Here is a 25,322-nt window from a genome sequence, read left to right as displayed (position 1 = left end):
AGAGATACCATCTTAAAAAAGCCAAATCAAGTGCTAATTAGCTCAACTCTTGCTTGGTAAGGTTGCTGATGTTTAACCACGCCGAAACAAATATGCACAAGCTTACGCATCGCCGCACAGACAGCCTGCATTTTGCACTTACCGTTAGCAAGCAGTCGCTCATACTGCGCCTTAATGTCGGGATTATGCTTAATGGCGACTAGCGCCGGCATATACAATTTAGCTCTTACGGCACTTGAGCCATTCTTTGCTAAGCGAGACTTGCCCTTAAATAGCCCTGATTCACTATGCTTGGGAACTAGACCTAAAAAGGCTGCCATTTGCGACGCTTGACTAAACTGCTTATTATGCATCAGCGACATCATCTGCTTTGAGACAACAGGGCCGACGCCTTTAATAGTTTGTAGCAGATATTGGTCTTGCTTTAAATTGGGATGACCATCGATATGGTCATCAATATCACCATTGAGCTTAACAATGGCGGCTTGCAAAGAGACTATCATCTGCTCAATAGACGCTTTAACGATAGGAGCGGTGTCTGTGGCCTCCGTTTTTTCCAATCGATTCAGCTCACGTTGTAAGTCTTCTTGTAGCGCGTCTAAGCGCGACAGTAAAGACTTGAGGTGACGCGCCTCTGCTGGCGGCGGTGTCCACAATTTAGGCTTAGCACTATAGGTGTAGCGGGCTAATAACATACTATCTTTCTTATCCGTCTTGTTGCGACTTCCTAAACTAGCAGCATAGCTTTTGACGTAAGCAGGATTGATGATGCTAACGTTAAGCTTTTTATCAAATAGGTAGTAGGCGATGTTCTCGTGATAGACGCCTGTAGCTTCAAGGGTTATGTGGATGTTGTTTAAGTCATCAGTAATGTTAGCAATTAGCCAGTTGATAAGAGCAGCATAGTCACTGTGATCATTTTTAAAGACTTTAGTTTTGAATTTTAGTTTGTCAGTGTCTTTGAGCCATGCAATATCTAGCTTATTTTTACTAACGTCTATGCCTATATAATGTGTCATCTTATTGTCTTCCCTTGTTTATGCAGTGTCACTCATGGCATCTGATAAGATGTCGAGGCACTTGGATACCATTCAGAATATTAAGATGATAGGATGAGCATTGGGCATAATCTCTTACACAGTGTCTAGGCACTAAGGTTATACTCATACTCTCAATGCTCATGAATAACTGCTTTATTTTATCAACTTTCATCGATAGTATTAAGCGATTATTCAAGATACAAGGTTATAGCTATCCCACAAATCAATGATCAGCTTTTTGCCTTTAGCGAGGCTTAGCTGAATAGTAGATTTAAGGCTTTTCTTGCCTGACTGACGGGTTGTTAGGTGCTTAATGGCGGTCTTTTTAAACGGAATCCAGCCCAAGCTTCTTCTCTTGGCTTTTGGGTTATTGGTACGCCAGTTGAGTTTGGCTTTTTTAAACTGTTTACGGGATTTAGCGTGAACCTCACTGATCGCTTGCAAGGTTTGACTGTGCAGATTCAGGTATTCACCCGCCCCTTTAGTATAAGCGGCCAAGTCATAGGCTGAAAAGAATTTGCCCGTGCGCTGTAAATGTTTAAAACTTAGCTCATTGACGTAGTTCCAGACAAAGTTGACTGCCCCAGCTAAGATATTGAGCTGAGTGGCGTGTTTGTCTTTGATGCGTAGTTTGAGCGTTTTCATGGAGTAATTATGATCTCAATGCAGTTGGGTATCAAGGGGTTCGCCATACTGGGCGACAACGACTGACGCCTGATATCCACGCCCTAGAAGGACGTGGTTTTACGGCGTTAGATGATAAAATAGACGAATTACCGCCACTAACTGCTAAGCAGCAAGCAGATTCAGAGCATCTAGCCACGCTTAGCGATGACGACATTGATTTATCGGACATTCCAGAAGTCACCGACTGGTCAGGCGCGATCCGTGGCAGTATCAAATTTCAAGCGTTGTCTACGGAAACCAGTGTCATTAGCCCAAGTATCCTTGCCAAATTCAAGGACAGAGCTAAGCAAACAGGCGGTAACTATCAAGACATGATCAACGATGCCCTAGAAGAATACCTAACCGATCACTAGGCATTAAATAACAAGCACATGACCTCAAGATTACTTGGGGTTTTTTTACATTCTATATTGTAGTATGTTGTATATTGTAGTATATTATATACAACATACTACAATATACTATTAAGGGATACAAAATCATGGCACTCACGATACAAGATATTCATGCAGCAGCAGACCAATTACAAGAGCAAGGGGTTAAGCCGACACTGGCAGAGGTGCGTAAGGCGCTAGGCGGTGGATCATTCACGACTATCAGTGATGCGATGCAAAGCTGGAAGCGAGAACAGCAAGAAGAGCAAGAGCTACAGCAAGTAGACTTACCTAGTGGTATCACAGAACGCTTGCACACGCTTGGGGCTGATATGTGGCAGACGGCTATTGATATGGCTAATGATAGATTGTCTAAAGAGCGTGAAGCTTTAGAGGTGGTTAAGATCAAGGCACAAGCAGAGATGGACGAAGCGCAAGAAGCGGTTAAGACCTTGGAGGGGGAACAAGCGGATTTACTACAGCAACTGGACGAGGTGACCGGCACTGCGGAAACAGCAACTAAAAGCGCACAGCAAGCCACAGCTGACCATGACGCTACCAAACAGACGCTATTAGATACTAGGCATGAATTAGAGCTTGAACGCACTAAGGCTAAGACCGCGCAATCACAGCTTGCAGAGGTGAGTAATGCATTAGATAAGCAATCTATAGAGCTGACTAGCAGTCTTGGTGAGGTAGCCACGCTTAAAGCCACAGCTGATAGTGATAAGGCAGAGATTGCACGTTTAAAGATTGAACTTAAAAATACTAAGTCAGAGCTAAAGGCAGTCACCACTGAGCGGAATGATATACAAACGGCTACCGCAGAGATCAAAGGAGAGTTAAAGGCAGTCACCGCTGAACGTGACAAGCTATCAGGACTTAATAATCAGCTGACTCAAACTCAGGCTAAGCTTGAAGCCGAGCATAGCGTATTGAATAAACAATATAGCGAGCTATCAAGCCGTCATTTATCAAAGCAGGAACAAGTGACTCTGTTACAAGATCAACTTAAGAAAGCACAAGATGCTCTAATACTTATTCAAAACAAAGATAATACTTTGGATGCTGACTAAATAAAAGTATTCGAGGTTTCAGTTTAATTAGGATTTCAAGATAAAGAACAGTTATAAGTTTGGGAGGTAGTTTACCCAAGGCATAGATCTCGTTCTATTCACACTAAGCTTATGAATCAACCATGACAATATCGACTCACTGAATAAGTGACTGCTGTATAATAACTATTCTAAATTTTTCTCTGGACTCTTATAGTATATAGCCTAGTGGGCTATATACTACTTAAATTAGCCTAAGTGAGTTTATGCTGATTTTGGAGCCTTGAGCAGATTTCAAGGAACACTCACCCTAAAGCAGTTATGAGTATAATAAAAACACTCACAAACACTTTAGTGCATTCCTTGGATTTGATGTGATTAGTCATGCCGACTTCATCGCCCATCGCGTCATCAAGACCGTATCACTGTATCAAGCTACGGCTGTTATGATTACGGCTGATAGCACCGCCTAGACACGCTCATAACCGCTACTGTGCTGTCATACGCTAGCAAGGGCGTTCGCCCAATATACCGCTACGATATGCACAAGTAACCACTCATTGCGTTGCTCTGATCCTTTGTCTAGTCACCCCTGTAGGGAGCTCACCCTTATGTCAAACGCAGTCGTCACCGAGGCCTGCCACCCATTTGACGGGTAACAATTACAGAGAGAGCTGCACGAGGATGTAACGAGCGAATAAGTATACGGTAGGTATATTGATATTGAGCAGACTTTAAGATAAAATGCACTTATACGGGCATTTAATGCTGTTCAAATAACGCACTTCACATGCTTATTTGTTCGTTACAGCGTGTTGACGCACACTGTAACCGTTAATTACATTAAAAACTAAATGCCTCTAGGAGTCAACTCCCAGAGGCATTTTTTTGTTTGACATATAGACTAGGTTTTTAATATCTAGTTCTGCATTAAATTGCTTAGGCTTTTTTTATCATCATTTAGCGTAAGTATTTCAATTATTTTGAAGTTAGCATTTAGTACATACTCACAAGACGTTAAATTTCCAACCATACTAGGGTGGTTTAAGTAGGAGTATAACTTGAAAATTATCTTTACCATTCCTCCACTATCCACTGTACTGATAGCTGGCTGTGCCACAAACTCTGTTTAGACTATATCCTCTGAACAAAGGAATGTAGTCACAACCGTATTAAAACTTAATAGCTCTGCCTAACCACGCTACCAACTCACGGGCAGGAGCCTGACTCAAACACTGTGGACAATTAATATAGGTCATTATACAGTCATTTAAATCAGTCAACATATGCAGTAATAACCCTAAACCAATTATCTTATAGGGCTTTGGTAAAAACAACATGCCCGCATATACTGCCATCGCATAATAAGTATGTAGCGGATGGAAATTAATACTACAACGATTGGGCGAAAAGATAGGTGTCGCTAGAAGATGATCTAAATCAACTAGCATGGTTGCTATTAGGATCAAATAAACTCGCTTATAGTCACTACGAAAAAACATATAGGCGATAATCAACGGCATGCCAAAATGTAGAAAATAATGGATAACGGTTTGACTCATCGATTTTTCCGATTCAAGATAGTTTGTAGTGGCACATCAATCTCAGATAAAACATAAGATATTTTTGTCTTTCGATTGCATGTGAAATATATACATCATACACTCACCTTCTCATTATTATACCTGTCCAAAAAATCACTGGTTGAGATGAGATATAGACTTATTACCATAATAGCTATTTAATAGACTTTATATATTTTTCTTCAAATTAAAATGCAGCAATCTAAATACGGATGAATCATGAGTAATCCAGATAACCACAGTCATCAAGCTCCAAACCCTAAAAATATGAATAAGGCTTTTTATATTGGAATTGGTCTAAATTCTGCATTTACGCTGATTGAGTTCATAGTGGGCTATTCAACTAATTCATTAGCTTTAATCGCAGACGCTAGCCACAACTTAAGTGATGTTGCCAGTTTAATAATCTCGTTAATTGGAATGAAATTAGCACAGAAAGCATCTACTACGCTTTATACCTATGGCTACAAAAAAGCTTCTATAATGGCGTCTCTTATTAACGCCATATTGTTAGTTACAATCGTTATAGGTATTGCGTATGAGGCCTTGGGTCGATTTGATACGATACCGGAAGTTGCAGGAAAAGTTATTATTATTACAGCTCTAATAGGTGTATTTATAAATACTGTTTCTGCTTTTGCATTCTACAAAGGTCAAAAAGACGATATTAATGTCAAAGGTGCTTTCTTGCATCTAATGGTAGATGCATTGGTCTCTGTAGGTGTCGTTATCTCGGGCATTATTATTTACTATACAAGTTGGAATATCGTTGATCCTCTAGTTAGCTTGATTATTTCAGTCGTTATACTGTTATCGACTTGGGGTCTACTAAAAGAGAGTATCAAGCTTGCTATCGACGGAGTACCTCAAAATGTTGATCTCAGTAAAATCACTGCTATCTTAGAGAGCTATAATTTTATTCAAAACTTTCATCATTTACATATCTGGGCTTTGAGTACCACTGAGAATGCTCTTACAGTTCATATTGTACCGAAGACCGATATAACGTTTGAAGAGACTATTACTATGAAAGAAAACATCAAGGAAGATTTGGCGCATCAGAATATACAACATGCAACTATTGAATTTGGTACTAAGGCAGATGACAATCAAAAATCGCGTGCATTAAATGAAAGTATCAACTAAAAGATGATAGACCGTATATAGCTATCTCTTTTTAAGTATGAGGCGCGTGCCTTATGTCAACATAATTTTTTCAATCAGTTCTTATGTGATCAATAGTTTAAAACTTTTATATTTACGTGCGTTAGGACGTTACCTAGAAAAAATAAAAAACTTACGCTGATTAAATTATTATGATTAAGTTTACTATTACCCTCGTCTTCTAAGTGTGGTTAGACCTTTGCCAAAATAGCTTATTAGTAATAACAGGGTTATTATTATCAAGATAGGATAATTTCCCATAAGCATAAAGGGCGTGTTACCAACCCGTGCCTGTATCTCACCACGTAGTACAGTACGCTCAAACTGCGGTGCGCGTTTTACAATACGACCTTTATGGTTAATGATAGCGGTAACACCAGTATTGGTCGCTCGAATAAACCAGCGCCCGTTCTCAAGCGCGCGCATTTGTACCATTTGCAAATGTTGCAATGGTCCTGCTGAAGTGCCAAACCAGGCATCGTTAGAGACGGTCAACAAAAAGTCAGTATCGATGGCATTTTTACGCGTGGTATCTGGATAAGCTACCTCATAACAGATAGCCGTCCCTATATTGTGTTCACGCACCTTTAGCGGTGACTGCTGATCACTACCACGACTATAGCTCTTAATATCCTGACTACCGGCCAAACTTGGGAAAATATCGAGCACGCCTTCAAATGGAATATACTCTCCAAAAGGCACTAGACGCTGCTTCTTGTATAGGCCTTCCGCTTCTACACCTCGAGCAATCACGCTATTGTAAAATGGGGGATACTTATCCGTACTGGCATTGAATGCCGCTTTATCCTTATAAGGGATACCAGTTATCCATGTCGTATTGGTCGCATTGGCCATTTCTATCATTTCACTAATAAAGCCCGCAGCCTCATCCTGAAACATCGGAATAGATGATTCAGGCCACACCACCACATCACGTCCCCACTCAGTGCGCGTTAACTTCGCATAAATCTTTAGCGTTTCTACTTGATATTGCGTCAGCCACTTTATATCTTGTGAAATATTACCTTGAATCAATGACACTGACAGATCAGGTGTGCCCTTAGGTTTTGTCCATTGCGGATTGACCAGCCATAATGATGTGCTAATGGCCAATAACAGTACAGAAACGACGGCATAACTACTGCGCCGAAGCAGTAGCTCTACTAAACTTGCAGCCAATAGTATGGCAACAAAAGAGACGGCAAAAACACCAGCAACGGGTGCTAAGGACGATAACCAATACTCTTCAGTAAACGCATAACCAACAAACAGCCACGGAAAGCCTGTGAATAACCAAGTTTTTAACCATTCTTGTAGCACCCAAAGAGCAGCAAATGAAAAGGGTTGTTTGCCTACCATACGGTTAAAGGCTAGTGCTAAAAATCCATGAAACAGTCCCATACCGAGACCCATCAATCCAATCATAATCAATGCGAGCCACGTTGGAGTATCGCTATAATCATGGATAGCTGTATAGAGCCAAAAGCCGCCGACGCACCATAGCCCCATACCGTAAGCTTCACCGATAATAAAAGCGCGACGACCACTCATATTTGGCACCAACAGCGCATATAAAATCGCTGGTGACACTATTGCTAGCGGCCAGAACCCATAAGGCGATAATGCAAATAAAAAAATAGCCCCTGCAAGCCATGCTGCTACTAGCGTAAGCCATAGCGGTAATTGATTTAAGTGAGTACTCAAACGCTTTTGTAGATTAATAGTAGACAGGCGCATCGCAAATTATCCAAAATTATGAGTTTTGAATTTTTAGTCAAAATCCAAAACTCGGATAGACCTGTTAATACTACAGGCAGCATTTCAAAATGAAAACTGCTTATGATACCAGTCCGCACTGCTCAATGGATAAATTTACGTACTCCGTTTGATGGGTTATTATGCTACATTACCAAACGATATGAAGTGTTACTTGACCTTCTATAGCTCACAATATCTACAGTACATGAGAGAGCACTATGACCCCCTTAAAAATAAAATCCAGTCTTATATTCAATCGTTATCTGTCTAAGGGGTTGCGTAGTACGTTAGTATTACTTGCCGCCTCATCACTATTTGCTTGTAGCCAACCGAGTAGTGGCGTATCTGATGCAAGCACAACATCGGCATCAACTGAAGATGTTTTGGCTGTTCCAAAGACAGCTGAACCAAACGTTATAAATAATTCTATGATGACATCAGTAAGTAAACCAGACTTACTAAAAAACGTCTCAGCTACGGTCTATAAAGATGCCAATTGCGGCTGCTGTAAAGAATGGATAAGTCATGCAGAAGATAATGGTCTAAGTGCAACCGCGCAAGATGTTGCGGACTTAGCCGTATTTAAAGAGCGCTACAGCGTTCCAACTGAGATGCGTTCTTGCCATACTGTAGTCACTACTGATGATTACGTCTTTGAAGGTCATGTACCTGCTAAGTATATGGCGCAGTTCTTAGAAAATCCGCCAGTACAAGCTATGGGTCTTGCCGTACCTGGCATGCCTGTTGGTAGCCCAGGTATGGAGTATCAAAATAAATTCATGCCCTATCAGGTTATGCAGCTCAATAAAGACGGGACGACCCAAGTTTATGCTGATATTGAATCGGTAGAGCAGCAATTATAGTGTGTTAGCAGTTAAGAATACTTTGATTATAGTGTTAGCGTTAAAAGTAAATGAGGCAGGTATAAGACTGTTCTATTGCTTATAAAATGATTCTTCATCAAAAAAATCATTAGCTATTGCGACTTTAAAAGCAAAAATAACTTTGAATTTGTAACTTTTGATGACAATGTAAGCGGATTTATCGGTTATTAACCCTTAAAATAGATAAATAATTAAGGGTTAATACAAGAATATACAGGATGTATCGAAACAATTACGTAATATTACATAAGCCAGTAGGGAATTAACATCTATATTAATATTATAAATTATTATATTATCTTAATAATTAGTTAGACCCTATATAGGGTAATTACTTCATCCAATAAAAAAACGTCTGAGGGTTAAATCTATAATTTAGATTTAACCCTCAGACGTTTTTTTGCTTATAAAACAGTAGAAATTGTTGTCAATTTAGTCAGCTATATTCTGTATATGTTACACAAACTTACATTGTAAAATGTGGAATATTAGCAATTTTTTCAACATCAAAAAAGTATTTTTGGGGTTTTTAAGGGTGATGACAGGCTAAACAGCCTATGCTAAAGTCGGCTTTGTGTTTTGGCCAGCAGCTTGATTTGCAACAGCTTCGTAAGACTTCAATGATGTGCTGTGATCGCCAATAATCATTTTTTATATGAATAATATGCAGCAGAAGTATCAGTCACTATGACGTATATATACTTGAGTTGTTGAAATTTAATTGACTGCGCTGTTGTTGATAACAGACCATTTTGAATTAACCGTAGGTATTAGATTTATGAAACAGGCTTTATTGATTTTGTCAGTACTGGGTATGGGCATAGCACAAACGAGTGGTGCTGCTATCACAATCTCTCAAACAAATAATACCATCACCAATACTTCTGTGGCATCAAACTACGGTTCATCAAAAAACATCTATAGCACTAGCAGTGGTGCTTATGTTTCTAGTAATGACGAAATCAGTCAAGCTATTAGCAACCTAAGTGCGCAGGCTAAGCAAAAAGAGAGTCGGCTTTCATCATTAAACAGCCGCTTATACGCTGAAAAACAACAGCAGCAAGTCAATACAGTTCCTGATAGCAATTCAGCCCCCGCTATCGCTGCTGCTCGTGCTTCACGAGTGGCTCTATCTGGTAGCTCTGGATACTGTGCCCGTTACGTACGTAAAGCACTACAATCAGCAGGTTATGAGTTCACCCCCAATCCTTCAGCCTATCAGTACGCCACTCGTGGCACGCTTGATAAAGCAGGTTTTAGCAAAATCAGTAATGATATGCCAACCCAAGTAGGTGATGTTATTGTCTATGATCGCTCATCAAAGCGTCCACATGGCCATATCCAAATCTTTGATGGCGAAAACTGGATTTCTGATTTCCGTCAGAACAGCATCAGCCCATACAGTGGTGTCTATGCTTATACCACATGGCGTGATTCAAAATACGTGGATGACGCATCCGCATCAGATCGAAATATCTACCTTGCTATGAATGATAAATAAGACCTGATAAGTCAGCACAACATAGTTATTATTTCCTCCAACCCCAGTAGTGATCTTAATATCATTGCTGGGTTTTTTTGTGCTTAACATCAGGGTGTATTTAACCTTTCATGATTTGATCAGTCAGAAATGAACACTACTAATATCATTACTCATGACAAGAATTATCGGCAAGAGCCTTTAATATCCCACATGATACCGCTGGTGCACTACTTGCACATTTCTGGCGCAAAACAGTCAAGTGCTGCTTTAAGTGCATCAGTTCTTCCATTCGTATTTCTACAGCATAAATTTGCTTATCTAGTAAGGAGCTCACATCACCACAGTCTTTATCAGGTTCCTCCCAAAACTCAAGTAAGATTCGTACTTCGTCTAGAGCCATGTCAAGCGTACGGCAGTGTAGGATAAATTGTAGACGCTCAATGTGCTCTTCATTATATAAACGATAATTCCCTGCGCTGCGAGAAGGCTCAGGTAATAAGTGCTCCTTTTCGTAATAGCGAATGGTTTCCACTGTGGCACCTGTGCGTTTAGCGAGCTCACCAATTTTGATTGTCATAATAACCTCTATGATTTAAATAATTAAAGTGGCTGTAAAGACTGGCGCTAGAGAAATTGAATTTACAAAACTGTAGATAGACAACCTTGACTCTAAAGCCACTAGAGGGTTCATAATACCATTATTCAAAGGGTAAATTATTATGAAATATCATATTGAAGGTATGGACTGTGCCAGTTGCATCGGCAAGATTGAAACAGCTTTGAAACGTATGCCTGGGGTTTCTGATGTTGAGCTAAATTTTGCTACAGAAACGCTAGAGCTAAGCTTGGCCCCTGATGCGCCGACTCAGGCTAGTGATATTGAAAAAACCATCAAAAGCCTAGGGTTCGGTATATCTGCCAATACTGGTCAACAAACTGTATCGGCTATTGATATTGACAGCGACAATCAGATGGCTCCGCAGGATAAGCGGTGGTGGCAAACTCAAAAAGGCAAACAGGTTGTTGGTCTCGGTATTTTGATGGGCAGCGCTTATGCACTGTCACTACTGTTCCCCGCTTATGGGATATGGGTGTTTGCCATCGCTGTGATTGTAGGCGTTTTTCCATTTGCACGCAAAGCCTTAGCACTGGCTAAAACAGGTTCATTCTTTTCAATTGAAACGCTGATGTCCGTCGCCGTGCTTGGCGCACTTATCATTGGTGAAGCTGAAGAGGCCGCAGCGGTTGTCTTTTTGTTCTCAATCGGTGAACTGTTTGAGAGTATCGCTGCTGATCGCGCTCGCGCTGGCATCAGAGCCTTATCATCGCTGGTTCCGAAAAGTGCGATTTTACTTGATGCTCAAGGTGGGCAGCGTAACGTTCCAGCGACTTCACTACAAGTGAATGACCTTGTGCTGGTGCGTCCTGGAGATAGGGTATCTGCTGATGGTTCCATTGTTCAAGGTGCGTCCAGCCTTGATGATTCGCCCGTGACGGGAGAGTCTGTTCCTGTTGCCAAGACGATGGGTGACAATGTATTTGCAGGGTCAATTAACATCGATGGTGTGCTCCAAGTGCGCGTAGAAAAGACAGCCGCCGATAACACTATTTCGCGCATTATTGAGCTGGTAGAGCAAGCCCAAGCCTCCAAAGCACCCACTGCCCGTTTTATTGAGAAATTCAGTCGCTATTACACACCGGCAGTGATGGCTATTGCCGCCCTAATTATCATCGTCCCACCGTTAGCCATGGGTGGAGATTGGTCGACTTGGTTGTATCGCGGTCTAGCACTGTTGCTGATTGCCTGTCCCTGTGCTCTTGTACTATCAACACCCGCTGCCATCGCCTCTGGTCTAGCGGTCGGTGCGCGCCGTGGCTTGCTGATCAAAGGCGGTAGTGCTTTAGAAACTATCGGCCAAGTGAAGACGGTCGCTTTTGACAAGACAGGCACTTTAACTGAAGGCAAACCACGCGTGACCGATGTTGTTGCCTTTACACAAGAGGACTCAAGTATTCAAGGTCAGAATTCTCAAGGTCAAGATGAGATATTGGCACTTTTTGCCAGTGTGGAGACTGGTTCTAGTCACCCGCTTGCTGAAGCCATTGTTAGTCATGCTGAAGCTGCTAAAGTGTTCATACCTGTGGCCTTCAATGCTTCTGCAACTGCCGGTAAAGCGGTACACGCAACTGTCGCGGAGCGCGCGCTAGCTATCGGTTCGCCTGTTTACGCAGCCGATGAGGCATTGATTTCATCCACACAACAGGCGCAAATTGAGGCGCTGCAAAATGAGGGTAAGACCGTCTCTGTTCTTTTCGATGAGCAAAACCGTGAAGTGCTTGGATTAATCGCGCTAAGAGACGAATTACGAGACGACGCTCATGAAGGTGTGGCTCAACTTAAAGCGATGGGTGTGCGCTCCGTCATGCTAACAGGCGACAACCGCTTAACCGCTCAAGCACTTGCCAGTAATTTAGACGTGGAATGGGAAGCTGAGCTGTTGCCTGAGGACAAACTGCGCCTGCTTAACGAGATGAAGAACAACCGCAAAATAGCGATGGTTGGTGATGGTATTAACGATGCGCCAGCGCTAGCAACTGCCGATGTTGGCATCGCGATGGGTGGTGGTACCGATGTGGCCATTGAGACGGCCGATATCGCATTATTAAAAAGTCGTGTTACGGACATGGCTCATCTCATCGCACTTTCACGTGCCACCATGCGCAACATTCATCAGAACGTCATTTTCGCTTTAGGTCTCAAAGGCGTCTTTCTGATCACGACCATATTCGGCATTACTGGACTATGGATTGCGGTTCTAGCTGATGCTGGAGCAACAGTGATCGTTACTCTTAATGCGTTACGTTTACTGCGCTTTAAAGGCGCGCCTCCACTGGTAAATCCGCCTAAAGTAGTTAAATAAAACCCTTCGAAATCAATTAAAAACTAGAGATAGCAGCAGATTTCGGGGTGGGTTCTAATAATAAAAATTCCACCGCCACAGTAAACTGCAACCGCATTAGAGTAAATAAGGTTAGACCGTATGTTGATTACAGAATTGGGCTATTTTGCCTTGCTTACCGCTTTTGTACTGGCGTTATTGCAGGTAATTCTGCCAACTATTGGTGTTATTCGTAACCAAGTTGCTTGGCAACGACTAGCCCCTAGCCTAGCTTGGGCACAGTTTGCCGCCATGATAACGTCATTTGGCGCTTTGATAGCAGGTTTTTATTATAATGATTTTAGCCTCAGTTACGTCGCGCAGCATTCTAATACGCTGTTGCCTTGGTACTATAAGTTATCGGCGACATGGGGCGGACACGAGGGCTCTTTGCTGCTATGGATGACCATCATGGCCACATGGTGTGCACTGGTATCATACTTTAGTCGCGGCTTGCCGTTATCAATGCGTGCGCGGGTATTAGTTATTTTGGCCGGTGTACAGTTAATGATGCTAACGATGCTGATATTTACCTCGTCACCGTTTGAGCGTACCTTACCCAATCTAGCGGTCGATGGCGCTGATTTAAATCCTGTCCTACAAGATTTCGGTCTGATTATTCATCCGCCCATGTTATATATGGGCTATGTGGGTATGGTAGTACCTTTTGCATTTTGTATGGCGGCATTGTGGGAAGGGCGTTTAGATGCTGCTTGGACACGCTGGTCACGTCCATGGGCGCTCGCGGCTTGGGGATTTTTGACCATTGGTATTGCACTGGGCTCGTGGTGGGCCTACTACGAGCTTGGCTGGGGCGGTTGGTGGTTTTGGGATCCGGTAGAGAACGCCTCGTTTATGCCTTGGCTTGTCGGCTTAGCATTGCTGCATTCATTAGCAGTCACTGAAAAGCGCGGGGTGTTTAAAGCATGGACCATCATGCTGGCTATTTTCGCCTTTGCCTTAAGCTTGCTTGGCACGTTCCTGGTACGCTCTGGAGTCCTTACCTCAGTGCATTCGTTTGCCGCTGATCCGACGCGTGGTTTGGTCATCTTAGCTATTCTTGGCATTATCATCGGTAGTGGTCTATTAATGTTTGCCGTTCGCGGTTGGCGTTTAACCGTTGAAAGTCAATATCAGCTGATTTCACGTGAGTCCTTTTTAGTGATCAATAACGCCATCATTTTGATTGCAACCTTAGTGGTGCTGCTCGGCACCCTCTATCCTATTATCGCTGATGCCTTTGGTTTAGGACAAGTGTCCGTTGGCCCTCCTTATTTTAATGCATTATTTGTACCTTTAACGTGGCTGTTATTAATAGCTATGGGTATGGGCTCAAATATTCGCTGGAAAAAAGACACCCGTCCACTACTGGGTATAGGCATGGTCATCGCCGTTAGTAGCTTAGTATTAGCCGCCATTATTACTTACTTTGTTAATCCATCGTCTATGCTTAATATTGGTGTGACTTTAGCCGTTAGCTTTTGGGTACTGCTATGGATGGCAGTTGATTTTAAAGATAAAACTAAGAATGCGCCTAATTTTTTTAACGGTTTGCGGCAGTTGCGTCTGAGCTATTGGGGTCAACAGACTGCTCATATTGGCGTATTGGTTGCTGTCATTGGCATAGCCTTTACTAGTAGCTTGAGTATTGAGCGTGACGTAGCAATGGGTATTGGCGATACAGTCAATGTTCAAGGTTACGATTTTGAAGTAACTGAATTTTTTGAAATAAAGGGTAGTAACTTTGATGCAACGCAGGCGCAAGTCGTGGTATCCAAAAACGGTCGTGAAGCGGCGAAACTGAATCCAGAAAAGCGTACTTATATCATTAGCACTATGCCGACCACTGAGGCGGCCATTGATGCTAGCCTAATGCGCGATGTTTATGTCGCACTGGGCGAACCTATTGCCGATGGTAGTAACCAATGGGCATTAAGGATTTATGTAAAACCATTAATTCGCTGGATTTGGTTAGGGGCAATTATCATGGCTCTAGGTGGATTAATTAGCATGCTTGATAAACGATACCGCATCAAAAAAGTTAAAGCTCCATTGCTAGTTACTGGTGATCTGGCTACTGATGGAGTCAATGAGGTAGCTATTGAACAGGCAATCTCAGCATCGACGATGTCGACACTAAAGGAGAAATAAATGACTATGTCGAATAATACTCCTGAGCAAAAAGATAGCCAAAACAGTAAGCAGCGTAACCCAAAGACAATGAAAAAAAAGCAGACGAAGCTATGGTTCTTAATTCCGCTTATCCTCTTTTTTGGTTTGGTAGTTATATTGTACATGCGCTTAGGTAAACCAACAGACATTGTGACCAATACCGCTCTTGAGCGTCCGGTTCCTACCTTTGAGCTGCCGTTATTAGCAGATACTACCCGTACTATCACCAATGATAATTTGCCGGATAAGCCGTTTTTACTTAATGTTTGGGGCTCATGGTGCCCAACTTGCGTTATTGAGCATCCGTTTTTAATGCAACTAGAAGAGCGCGGCGTTGATATCGTTGGTGTGAATTATAAGGATGAGATTGGTAATGCGCTCAGTTACTTAAACCGAGGCGGTGATCCATTTTCTATGTCTATTCAGGATTCATTGGGTCAGTTTGCTCTAGACTTAGGCATAACTGGTGCGCCCGAAACCTTTGTTGTGGATGGAGATGGCATCATTCGTCAGCATATTGTTGGTGAGATTAATGAAGCCAATTGGCAACAGCGTGTTAAGCCGTGCCTGACCGTACTTAATAAGGCTAATAAGAACAACGATAGTCCTGATCTCATTCAGGTTGAGGAGATGTGCAAATGAACGTTACTCGAATAAGAGCTCCTCAACTAAAACCCAATATAGTTTTAAAACTAGCAAGCTTAATACTAGCGTGTCTGCTTAACATGACGGCAAACGCAGCTATTGACGTATACGATTTTGACTCACCACAGCAAGAAGCTCAGTATCGTGGATTAATAGAAGAGTTTCGCTGCCCAAAATGCCAAAATCAAAACCTTGCAGCCTCTGATGCACCGATTGCACAGGATCTAAAGCAAAAAGTCTATGATTTAATTAAAGATAGACGTAGTGATGCTGAAATACGCGTCTATATGCAAGAGCGCTACGGTGACTTTATTAGCTACAAGCCGCCTATGCGACCATCAACATGGATCCTATGGTTTTTTCCACCACTATTATTGCTCGTCTTAATTATTGGTTGGTTTTGGCAAAGTAAGCGTCGCCAAGTTGTTGCCCGTGGTCAAAGCGGCGTCACAGTGAACAGTACTGCTGCCTTGACCTCTACGGAAAAGGCTGAGCTTGATCGTCTATTATCGCAAGCTGAGAGTGTCGACCACGACATTACTAGCCTAGAGGACAAAAAATGACTCTATTTTCTACTTTTGGCTTATTTGTAACTCTAAGCTTGCTGATTGCCCTTATATTTGCGCTGATTGCTATTATGCCATGGCTACGAGCACCGCGTTTGCAGTCCAAACCAATAGACAATCAACTGCTAGATATTAATGTTGCAGTATTTCGCGAACGTTTAGCTGAGCTACAAACAGATAAAGACAGCGGTACTATTAATAATAGCCATTATCAAAATCAAAAGCTGGAACTGGAGCGTCAGCTATTAGATGCGCAGCGTCAGATAACACCTATGGTCACCCCTGATGTCAAAAGCCGTTTAATTGTCGCAGCTTGGATCCCAATATTGGCTGCAATGGCGTATTTACTAATAGGCAATCGTACGCCCGTGTTTGATTTGTGGACAGCTGAGGACAAAGTAGGACAAGTGGCTGACGACCTATTGACAGCTAAAATTGACAAGCCGCCATCATGGGCGTTTGAAGATGGTCGTCAACTGATTAGCGCCATGCAAACCAATGTCTATCGTCATGCTGATGACCCCAATCGCTGGATGCGTTTATCTGAGCTGTTTTTGTCATTAGAAGCGACAGACTCGGCGCTAGAGGCATTGTCACGTGCTTATCGCTTATCGCCTGATAACGAGGAGATTGCGACGACCTATGCACAGATCAGCTTCTTTGCCAATAAAGGCCAACTAGACGCCACCAGTCGCCGCGTCTTGCAGGACGTGCTGGCCAAAAACCCACGCCACGAAGGCGCGCAAATGCTGATGGCCATGGGCGAGGCGCGTAGTAATAACTTTGAGGAGGCACAAGGCTGGATTAAACGTCTGCGAAGCAGTATCGCGGCCAAACCTGGCGACCATACAAAAGCCTTAGCCAGCCTAGATGAGCTCAGCGCCAATGTCAGCGCGCAGCAGCAGCAAGCCTCAGAAGGGGTAGAGGTAAGCATTAGAATCAGCGCCAGCCTGTTGCCACTTGTCAAGGCAGACGATGTACTTTTTGTGGCGATACGTGATGTCAACGGTGGACCGCCATTTGCCGCCAAGCGCTTACCGATCAGCGTGATCAAACAAGGCGAGGCCACTATCAGTCTAAGCGATCTCGATGCGATGATGCCTGAACGCACCTTACAATCGGCGCGTGCAGACAAGGTACAGCTGGCAGTGATCGCTCGTATCAGTCATAGCGGCACCGCGGCGGCTGAGTCAGGCGACTTGTCTGGCAACCCTGTGGTCATTAGTGCCGATCAAAATCAGGCCAATGTTGAAATCAATCAACAGATTCCCTAATAAAAAATTATTACCGTAAGTTTCATAACACCAGAGCGGTAAGTGGAGCCGTTTATAAAAGTGGCGCGATTAATAGTCGTATACCAAAAACATATACGTTTAACATTGTTCATTGTATAAACACAGATAAAGAAAACAACTATGACTGAATCTACCGACAGATTAGATAGTACTAAATTGAATAGCGTTGAATCGGCTAGTACTAATATTGCTGACAATAAAGTACCTATAGCTGTGAGTAGTACTCATCAATCGATTGACTCTAAAACCATGAATCATACGCCTAAAGCTATGTACGTGACTTCAGGCAACTCGATAACACCTAAAGGTAAGTTGGATAAAATGCCAAAAATGGTTGCCAATGGCAGTCGCGCTTTTATCTGGTATTTGTTGGCGATAATGGTGTTAATACTTGATCAATGGACTAAGTGGTTGGCCCAAACCAAATTAGCGTTCAATGACCCCGTACCGGTCATTGAACCATTTCTCAACTGGACACTCGCTTATAACTATGGGGCAGCATTTAGCTTTTTAGCCGACGCTGGCGGTTGGCAGAAATGGTTTTTCTCAGGCTTAGCTTTTGTAATGGCTATCTTTTTAACGATTTATTTAATCAAAGCGCCACGTACAGCCAAGCTATTGTCTATGGGGTTGGCCTTAGTGCTTGGCGGTGCGATTGGCAACTTAATCGATCGTTTAAGAATTGGCAAAGTGGTTGACTTTATCCATGTGCATTATGCTGATGTCTGGAATTATCCTATTTTCAATGTTGCAGATATAGGTGTCTGTGTCGGTGTAGCGTTGATTATAATTGATATGATATTTTTGGAAAGTAAGCGTAATGAATAAACAAGTGAATATTGATCAGTACAAATAAAAAGAACTAGTGAACCGCCCCGACTATATCGGAGAGTGATTTACTTGAGTCAGGCAGCGATGCCTGACAGGGTTAAATTATCGTAATACCGCTTTTCAAACTCAAAGGGTGACACATAACCAATCGTGCTATGCAGTCGTATTTTATTAAACCAGTCCACCCATTCAAGGGTTGCCAGTTCAACATCATTGATACCAGTCCAGTTCTCCTTTAAATAGTCAATTACCTCAGATTTATACAGCCCGTTAACCGTTTCAGCCAGTGCGTTATCGTATGAATCACCAGTCGTGCCGACCGAGGCAATGATGCTAGAGTCCTTCATCTTATCAGCATAACGAATGGATAAGTACTGAACCCCGCGATCACTGTGATGAATCACATCTTTGGGGTTGTTCCTGTCTGCAATGGCTTGATTAAGCGCTGCCATTACCATATCGGTATTCATGCGATTAGAAACTTTCCAGCCAACGATAGCGCGAGCAAATACATCAATGATAAAGGCGGTATATACCCAGCCACTCAGTGTCTTTATATAGGTAAAATCAGCAACCCATAGTTGGTTAGGGCGATGGGCATTAAAGTTACGATTGACTAGGTCATCAGCGCGCTTCTGGTCATCACGGCTGTTGGTGGTAATCTTGCTTTTGCCACGCCAGATGCCTTGCATACCATACTGCTTCATTAAACGCTCTACGGTACACCGAGCAACCTTTAACCCGTCAGCTTTTATCTGCTGCCAGACTTTGCGCGCACCGTAACGGCACTTGCTGTCCCGCCAGATGCGTTTAATCTCGCTGATATAATAGTCGTCATGCTGCTGACGCAACGAGCGCTTGTCAGGGCAACTCTCCAAGTCTTTAGTACGGTAGTAGGTTGATGGGGCAATCGGTAGTACTCTACAGATTGGCTCGATCCCGTATTTCTGCTTGTGATCATCGATAAATGTGACCATTATTTCGGTGGACGGTCGAGCTCCGCCTGGGCGAAAAAAGCCGCTGCCTTACGTATGATCTCATTGGCCTGTTTGAGTTCTCTGCATTCACGTTCAAGCTCTTTAATACGTTGATCTTGGCTTTGAGCTTGCACTGAGGCAGGAATGGTTTGATCGATGTGCTTTTTATGCCATGAGCGCAGGGTTTCAGGCGTGCAGCCAATCTTAGGGGCAATGGCTTGAATAGCTGACCATGTGGAGGGATAGTCGTTTGCTGCTTCAATGAGCATGCGAACAGCGCGTTCTTTAATCTCAGGAGTGTAGGTTTGTCTTTTCATTGTCGTATTCTCTCAGAATGTTGAGTCTCCGACAATACCGGGGCGGTTCACTAGCGTCATAGCTGCTCTATACGGAAAGATACTTTTTATACTCAAGTGTGTTTATAAAAATGCGAACTGGAAGGTGATATATGATTAATACAAATACTCTCTCATTCTATATCCCAAAACCCAATGCATAATTGTATGCGAGTGAACGCAGGATGATTTTGAAGTGGCTAGACGAAGGCGTGACGTGCTAAGTGGTAGATGACAAAAACCAGTACTTCAAAGCTCTGGACAGGGCCATTATTATAAAGACATTGAATACCGCCTAAATTATTTATTGAAATAACAAAAGGATAATATAGTGTCACATGCTCAGCTAACTATCAAACAAATACATAATCTTAGAAAAAAACAAAGTGCCGCATTAAAAAGCCTTACCATTATAGGCTACCTAGAAGGCACCTCTTTCTTATTATTGCTCTGTATCGCCATGCCACTAAAATATATGCTGGACATTCCAGAAGGTGTGAAATACATCGGTATGGCACACGGTATATTGTTTATTACCTATATCATAATACTTATAGGCTCAGCTATCAAAATGAAAATGCCTCTTTGGGCAATACCTGCGGGCGTACTCGGCTCACTCTTACCTTTTGGCCCATTTATATTCGATCATTTACTAAAAAATAACTTACAGAAAAGTGTAAGTAAAGAAGCCTAGAACAAGCTCTGCTACAAATGATACAAATGATACAAATGATACAAATGATACAAATGATACAAATGCTACAAACGTACCTTATTACTCAAGATTATTTTTCCTAACTAAATCACAAGCCGCCATCACTCATCATGGCGACAAATGAATAACATTGAGCAGAAATTAATCACAATAAAATTTTAATTCAGACCCAGTATGAATAATCTAACACTCTAGTCACTTTTCCAACTTATCTTACATACTATCGACAAACCCGTATTGTTTAAAAGCTAAACAGGTTTTGTCATCCGCGATGGATTTCCTATTATCCTAGGGTATACCCTAGCGGAACCGACTTAAAAGCCCCAAAACCCTATTAACAGACCACTCAAAACAGACTGCTATAATGGAACCACTTATATGTGCTAAAAATGAGCTTATAGCATTTGCTCAAAGCATGGGCATAAAGTCGCTGCATTCGATATATAAAATAAATCAGTTGCAACGCTAGTACGTACAAAGTTGATACAGCTGATTACTATCATAGCTAAAAAGGCAAAGTGATACTCAAATACTCAAATACTCAAATACTCAAATACAGGGTTTTTTTGAATCAAGATACATGATTAAAATCTATCAACTTAATGATTATATATTTGATAGCATCGCGTCTATAGAAACGTAAATTAATGTTTAAAATACTTCAGCTATTAACCCTGTTTTAAGACACGATAAACCGTAGCTACCCCAACACCAACTGCCTTAGCTACTTCCTCTTTTGTCATATTATTTTGACTGTCTAATTCTCTAATACGATTGTGTTTTGCTAGATTTGCTTTCTTACCAGTAGGTTTATATCCACTGTTTGCTAATCCCTGCTTGATACGTTCTCTACGCTTATCGTTATCAAGCTTTGCCATCGTTGCTAATAAGTCGATCAGCATATTGTTAATTACCCTAAGGATGTCGCCTGTCATACCCTCGCTAACCGTATGTGTAGTTGGTAGATCAGCTACCACCAATCGCAAACCTTTATCTTTGATGCGCTGCTTTAAGATTGCAAAATCATCTTGAGATAGCCTGCTTAATCTATCTACACTCTCAACAAGCAATATATCGCCTTGCTCAGCATCATTGAGTAACTTAGTGAGTGCTGGTCTATCTAACTTTGTACCACTGAAATGCTCTACGTACTCAACATGGTTATCATCATAGCTTTGGCTAAAGCTAATCAAGTCAGACAATGCTCTGGTCGCGTCTTGATCCTTAGTGCTGGCTCTCACATAAATACGAACAGTCATAACGCCACCTCTATTATTTAGACTTAATAATTAATGTTCATTGATAATAGCAAGATATTACTATCATTTAATAACATAAAAAAGTCTAATGATAGATAGGTTATCATTTAAAGGTTTTATGTTTTAGGTATAGTCTAATGGTAGATTGTCAGGCGCTTTCACTGGTTCGGTACCCTAGTGAGGACTTGAATATTAAGCTATCCTCTATGTCCTATTCTCAATTGAGTTTTTATGTCTAATATACTAAGTAATGAACCTATAATACAATACGAACCACAGAGCCTACGTCCAATAGTAGCTACTATTGGAGTACTTTTTAAAGATGGAAAGGTGCTTTTAGTACGCCGTGCTAACCCACCCGATGCAGGTCGATGGGGTTTTCCCGGTGGTAAAATTGAACGTGGGGAAACTGTTAAAGATGCTGCCGTTCGTGAACTTTATGAAGAGACAAGCATTGTATCAAAAGCCTTTAAGACATTTAACGCTGTAGACGCGTTTGACTTTGATAGTAGTGGTAAGCTGCGTCACCATTTTGTTCTTGTAGCCGTACTTTGTATTTGGGTTTCTGGTGATCCTCTAGCAGGTGATGACGCCCTAGAAGCTAGATTTTTCGATATTGAAGATTTGATCAATGCAGATTTAGCCCTTAGCTTAGATGTTAAAGAAATAGCATTACAAGCAGCTGAGTTACTCTAAAAAGTAAGAAAGTTCGATATTCTATACCCCAGGGGGAGGGTGTAAATAATTCTGTGTAAATACAGTTGAGAGTGTAAATAAAACTGTATTTACACAGAATTATTTACACCCTCCCAGTAACAGCCGATGTAGCCTTACGTTTGCACGATGCTTTAGGTATTAGTGCTGATTTACTCATGCGCGTTCAATCAAAGTACTCTCTTTGGATCGAATCGCAAAAACAACGTCCACAAATTCAGCCATTTTTTGCGAGTTGTTAGTGGTTTGACCCACTAACAACTAACACGTTGGCTATTCATTGAGTAAATCCTAAACTCAACTAATTCTTTTATTTATCAGGCAACCATTTTTCGACATTCGACGGCACATTCACGGCAAGCATCAGCACATTGCTGGCAGTATTGATGCTCATGTTGGCTACATTCATCTGCACAGTATTCACAAGCCTTGGCACAAAGCTCACAAATTTCTTTCATAAAAGGAGATTCTGTTTGCTGCATACGAGCACAGAGCTGACAAATATCTGCACAATCTAGACAACGCTGAATACATTCTCGCATCATCTCCAGATTTTCTTCTTTTAGACAGGCATTTGCACAACTGGCACAGGTAAGGTAACAGCTCATACATGCCTTTGCGCAATCTGAAAATTGGATATCGTTCATCATACTTACCTAAAGTCAATTGATTTAGGAAAATGCTAATCAAAAAAAAAGATATACACTAGGACGATTATGTAAGGGAAAGTAAAATAGTCATAGATTTTGTTAAATGGTTTTAGGAGAGTGTAAATGCAGTGTCGATGAAGGACTGCATGAGCTGCTTTTGAAAGTCTTTGATGTCATCGAAGCTTTTCATGCTGCTGGCCATTTGCTCAGCCAGTTTCTTGATGTCAGATTGGTTAGTCATTGCTTATTCTCCTGTTAGTGGATTATAAGCAGTTACACAAAGTTTGGGAAACTCTCATGGAAAATTGCCTTTTGAGTTTGAAGCAATGTACAATGATAAGATTAACCCGTTAGGTCAGGTGGCCTAACTTAAATAAAAAGTCTCCGACAAACCCGGTACGGTTCAGATGATGCGTTCTACTACATGGATTACAGTCTTGGTTGGATTGTTCATGTTCCAAAGCTTTTGGAATGTGGCGGCGGCCTTTTGTGTCCATGAACAACAGCCTCAATCACAGCAGAGTTATCATTTTGGTCATCACCAAAATACCTTGTGTGCCAGCGATAGTCGTCAACACGATCATAATGGACAGTCAGAAAACATAAAAACATTCAGTAGCGATTTAGAAATCGGTGAAGATCATCAAGATCATCTACCATCGATGATGCATTTGATTGTACAAAATGAAAAAGTAGATGTGTTTCATCCAAGCTCTGAAGTTAAAGTGAATCCACAATTTCATTGGAAAAACAGCTATCAGGCTCCTGACCTGTTTCAACAAAGCCTACCTCCCGAATTTTCCCCGCTCATGGTGGGGTAGCCTAAAACATTCCCACCACTTTTATTATTTAAATAAGTGGGAAAAATCATGTCTTCACAATCAATTATACTCTTGCGTCATAGCTTGGTTGCTTGTATATGTGCAGCGGCTATGCAATATAGCTATGCTGAAAACGTTACCAGCTTTGAATCCGCTTTAGCAAAAGTACAAAGTTACCAGACTCAAGACAAGCCGTGGCAACAAGTTCAGCAAATATCTGAATTGAATATTCAGCAAAGTCGGTTATGGCAGAATCCAAGTATAAGTTTAGAACAGTCTGGCTTTGGCTCAGGTCAAGAACAGGAATTCAATGTTGGCGTTAGTCAACCTCTAGATCTATTTGGTCAGCGTAAGCTGAACCGGGTGATTGCCAATACCTCGAATCAACAAATCCAATTGCAACAGCAATTATGGAAGGCACAAAGCCAACTGATTGTTAAATTTGCATGGTCGCAATTTGCACTTGCTGAGGTTGAGCAGTCTGCTTATTCAGTACAGTTAAAAACAAGTAAAGTCAATCTGGACAGTGCCCAGAAACGCTATCAGGCAGGCAGTATTGCCCTGGTTGATTTTGAGCGTGCCCAAATTGAAGCGCTAGAAATCCAACGACTTTATGAGCAAGCGATGCTGAATAAACAAGCTGCCGGTCGTCAGCTGTCTAATTTGTGGGGGGGAGAAACATCTTCACATCTTCAATTGAATAAAACCGCTATCCCTTGGCCAGAGCAAAGTCTCCAAACTGTGCAACGGTATATTGCTGAAGGGTGGCTAGAAAAATTCTATGCCTTGAACATTCAGCAATCGGATCATCAAATTGAAAATTTAAGAATTCAGGCACGTCCCAATCCGACTTTAAATGTAGGCATGAAACGTAGCAAAACCCCTAATGGAAGCAACGATACGACTTTAGCAATCGGCGTGGCTATTCCACTGAATATTTTCAATCGCCAGCAATATGCGATCCCGATGGTCCAGCAACAGCAAATATTGCTGAACCAACAGCAGCAGCGTGAGCTGAAGCAACAAATACTCGATATTGCCAACAGCATGCATCAGCTCAAAGGTTTACGTAGCCAGTTCGATGCCACAACAGCACAAGTTACTTTGGCGACCAAAGTTCAGAGCCGTACTTTACTAGGGTTTCAGGCAGGGAAACTGTCCATTACCGACGTTCAGCAAGCAACCACCCAACTGCAGAATCTTCGATTGGGTCAATTACAAACTCTACGTCAAGCTTGGCAAACTGCCCTAGCAGCTGAGGCACTCAGTATTGGCACAAGTTATGAAGAAATTAGCCGTTCGGATGCCTATACACAACTGAATAAAAAGGCAGTCGAAGCATCGCAAAATTTAATCAATGGGGGAGCACGATAAA

23 protein-coding genes, 1 pseudogene and 1 other annotated feature are annotated in these 25,322 nt (G+C 42.0%); of the genes and pseudogenes, 15 read left to right on the top strand and 9 right to left on the bottom strand.

All coding sequences use genetic code 11. From position 1 onward, the window contains the following. Positions 1-26: 26 nt before the first annotated feature. Entirely contained in the window at positions 27-1,019 is a 993-nt protein-coding gene (locus W293_RS0112020) for an IS110 family transposase (protein ID WP_025651576.1), read from the bottom strand. Positions 1,020-1,241: 222 nt separating this feature from the next. Next, a pseudogene (locus tag W293_RS0112015) lies at positions 1,242-1,685 on the bottom strand (RNA-guided endonuclease TnpB family protein); the annotation flags it as partial. Positions 1,686-1,951: 266 nt separating this feature from the next. Between W293_RS0112015 and W293_RS17535 the strand changes: the two are divergent. Both W293_RS17535 and W293_RS16815 read left to right on the top strand, forming a co-directional pair. Next, the gene (locus W293_RS17535; protein WP_143007432.1) at positions 1,952-2,080 is read left to right on the top strand and encodes a BrnA antitoxin family protein; all 129 of its coding nucleotides are present in this window, start codon (positions 1,952-1,954) and stop codon (positions 2,078-2,080) included. A 128-nt stretch (positions 2,081-2,208) separates the two neighbouring features. Next, a complete protein-coding gene (locus W293_RS16815; protein ID WP_025652670.1) occupies positions 2,209-3,177 on the top strand; it encodes a DNA-binding protein in 969 nt (322 codons plus the stop codon). Positions 3,178-4,328: 1,151 nt separating this feature from the next. Here the strand turns inward: W293_RS16815 and W293_RS0112000 are convergent. Next, positions 4,329-4,718 (bottom strand): DUF6122 family protein, encoded by a 390-nt coding sequence (locus W293_RS0112000; protein ID WP_025652669.1) that lies wholly within the window; start codon positions 4,716-4,718, stop codon positions 4,329-4,331. A gap of 240 nt (positions 4,719-4,958) precedes the next feature. Here W293_RS0112000 and W293_RS0111995 point away from each other — a divergent pair, with 240 nt between their 5' ends. Continuing rightward, on the top strand, positions 4,959-5,885 hold the full coding sequence (locus W293_RS0111995; protein WP_025652668.1) for a cation diffusion facilitator family transporter: 927 nt from the start codon (positions 4,959-4,961) through the stop codon (positions 5,883-5,885). A gap of 186 nt (positions 5,886-6,071) precedes the next feature. On the opposite strand, the gene lnt is transcribed toward W293_RS0111995, so the two are convergent. Further along, a complete protein-coding gene (gene lnt / locus W293_RS0111990; RefSeq protein WP_025652667.1) occupies positions 6,072-7,640 on the bottom strand; it encodes an apolipoprotein N-acyltransferase in 1,569 nt (522 codons plus the stop codon). Between the two features lie 239 nt (positions 7,641-7,879). On the opposite strand from lnt, the gene W293_RS0111985 reads away from it, so the two are divergent. Further along, the gene (locus tag W293_RS0111985; protein ID WP_025652666.1) at positions 7,880-8,524 is read left to right on the top strand and encodes a DUF411 domain-containing protein; all 645 of its coding nucleotides are present in this window, start codon (positions 7,880-7,882) and stop codon (positions 8,522-8,524) included. A 799-nt stretch (positions 8,525-9,323) separates the two neighbouring features. Then, positions 9,324-10,046, top strand: a complete 723-nt coding sequence (locus W293_RS0111980; protein WP_011513678.1) for a CHAP domain-containing protein — start codon at positions 9,324-9,326, stop codon at positions 10,044-10,046. Between the two features lie 148 nt (positions 10,047-10,194). Here the strand turns inward: W293_RS0111980 and cadR are convergent, their stop codons facing one another. Then, on the bottom strand, positions 10,195-10,605 hold the full coding sequence (cadR, locus tag W293_RS0111975) for a Cd(II)/Pb(II)-responsive transcriptional regulator (RefSeq protein WP_011513679.1): 411 nt from the start codon (positions 10,603-10,605) through the stop codon (positions 10,195-10,197). A 142-nt stretch (positions 10,606-10,747) separates the two neighbouring features. Here cadR and W293_RS0111970 point away from each other — a divergent pair, with 142 nt between their 5' ends. The 6 genes from W293_RS0111970 to lspA all read left to right on the top strand — a co-directional run bounded on the left by W293_RS0111970 (position 10,748) and on the right by lspA (position 18,473). After that, a complete protein-coding gene (locus W293_RS0111970; protein ID WP_025652665.1) occupies positions 10,748-12,949 on the top strand; it encodes a heavy metal translocating P-type ATPase in 2,202 nt (733 codons plus the stop codon). A 120-nt stretch (positions 12,950-13,069) separates the two neighbouring features. Continuing rightward, positions 13,070-15,118: a heme lyase CcmF/NrfE family subunit gene (locus tag W293_RS0111965; RefSeq protein ID WP_025652664.1), complete on the top strand. Its 2,049-nt coding sequence runs from the start codon at positions 13,070-13,072 to the stop codon at positions 15,116-15,118. Then, positions 15,119-15,781 (top strand): DsbE family thiol:disulfide interchange protein, encoded by a 663-nt coding sequence (locus W293_RS0111960; protein ID WP_011513682.1) that lies wholly within the window; start codon positions 15,119-15,121, stop codon positions 15,779-15,781. An 83-nt stretch (positions 15,782-15,864) separates the two neighbouring features. Next, positions 15,865-16,347 carry a cytochrome c-type biogenesis protein gene (locus W293_RS0111955; RefSeq protein ID WP_020443538.1) on the top strand — a complete coding sequence of 161 codons (483 nt, stop codon included), beginning with the start codon at positions 15,865-15,867 and terminating at the stop codon, positions 16,345-16,347. Further along, positions 16,344-17,624, top strand: a complete 1,281-nt coding sequence (gene ccmI / locus W293_RS0111950) for a c-type cytochrome biogenesis protein CcmI (protein ID WP_025652663.1) — start codon at positions 16,344-16,346, stop codon at positions 17,622-17,624. The genes W293_RS0111955 and ccmI overlap by 4 nt, the downstream gene beginning before the upstream one ends. A 141-nt stretch (positions 17,625-17,765) precedes the next feature. Further along, the gene (gene lspA / locus W293_RS16395; RefSeq protein WP_037026031.1) at positions 17,766-18,473 is read left to right on the top strand and encodes a signal peptidase II; all 708 of its coding nucleotides are present in this window, start codon (positions 17,766-17,768) and stop codon (positions 18,471-18,473) included. Between the two features lie 77 nt (positions 18,474-18,550). On the opposite strand, the gene W293_RS0111940 is transcribed toward lspA, so the two are convergent. Next, positions 18,551-19,770, bottom strand: a protein-coding gene (locus tag W293_RS0111940; RefSeq protein WP_407074183.1) for an IS3 family transposase whose coding sequence is annotated in 2 segments (ribosomal slippage) — positions 18,551-19,494 and positions 19,494-19,770 — 1,221 coding nt in all. Because the reading frame shifts where the segments join, the coding sequence is not laid out codon by codon here. Next, positions 19,379-19,495: a sequence feature (AL1L pseudoknot), on the bottom strand. (Overlaps the previous gene by 117 nt.) 349 nt (positions 19,771-20,119) lie before the next feature. Here W293_RS0111940 and W293_RS0111930 point away from each other — a divergent pair. Next, complete coding sequence (locus tag W293_RS0111930; RefSeq protein WP_025652660.1) at positions 20,120-20,482, top strand: DUF3817 domain-containing protein; 363 nt, start codon at positions 20,120-20,122, stop codon at positions 20,480-20,482. 689 nt (positions 20,483-21,171) lie between these two features. Here W293_RS0111930 and W293_RS0111925 read toward each other — a convergent pair. Next, positions 21,172-21,762 (bottom strand): recombinase family protein, encoded by a 591-nt coding sequence (locus tag W293_RS0111925; RefSeq protein ID WP_025652659.1) that lies wholly within the window; start codon positions 21,760-21,762, stop codon positions 21,172-21,174. A gap of 231 nt (positions 21,763-21,993) precedes the next feature. Between W293_RS0111925 and W293_RS0111920 the strand changes: the two genes are divergently transcribed. Next, positions 21,994-22,458 carry an NUDIX hydrolase gene (locus W293_RS0111920; protein ID WP_007115209.1) on the top strand — a complete coding sequence of 155 codons (465 nt, stop codon included), beginning with the start codon at positions 21,994-21,996 and terminating at the stop codon, positions 22,456-22,458. Between the two features lie 335 nt (positions 22,459-22,793). Here W293_RS0111920 and W293_RS17040 read toward each other — a convergent pair whose 3' ends face one another. Further along, positions 22,794-23,123: a four-helix bundle copper-binding protein gene (locus W293_RS17040; RefSeq protein ID WP_084212324.1), complete on the bottom strand. Its 330-nt coding sequence runs from the start codon at positions 23,121-23,123 to the stop codon at positions 22,794-22,796. Positions 23,124-23,235: 112 nt separating this feature from the next. Beyond that, the gene (locus tag W293_RS17530; protein ID WP_264673014.1) at positions 23,236-23,367 is read right to left on the bottom strand and encodes a hypothetical protein; all 132 of its coding nucleotides are present in this window, start codon (positions 23,365-23,367) and stop codon (positions 23,236-23,238) included. A 166-nt stretch (positions 23,368-23,533) separates the two neighbouring features. On the opposite strand from W293_RS17530, the gene W293_RS0111905 reads away from it, so the two are divergent. Both W293_RS0111905 and W293_RS0111900 read left to right on the top strand, forming a co-directional pair. Continuing rightward, complete coding sequence (locus W293_RS0111905) at positions 23,534-23,947, top strand: cation efflux protein, CzcI-like (RefSeq protein ID WP_227502390.1); 414 nt, start codon at positions 23,534-23,536, stop codon at positions 23,945-23,947. A gap of 48 nt (positions 23,948-23,995) precedes the next feature. After that, positions 23,996-25,321: a TolC family protein gene (locus tag W293_RS0111900; protein WP_025652658.1), complete on the top strand. Its 1,326-nt coding sequence runs from the start codon at positions 23,996-23,998 to the stop codon at positions 25,319-25,321. Position 25,322: the final 1 nt, after the last annotated feature.

Origin of the sequence: Psychrobacter sp. TB67, assembly GCF_000511065.1 — a bacterium.
Classification (GTDB): Bacteria; Pseudomonadota; Gammaproteobacteria; order Pseudomonadales; family Moraxellaceae; genus Psychrobacter; species Psychrobacter okhotskensis.
This window is presented reverse-complemented; position numbering and strand designations above follow the sequence as displayed.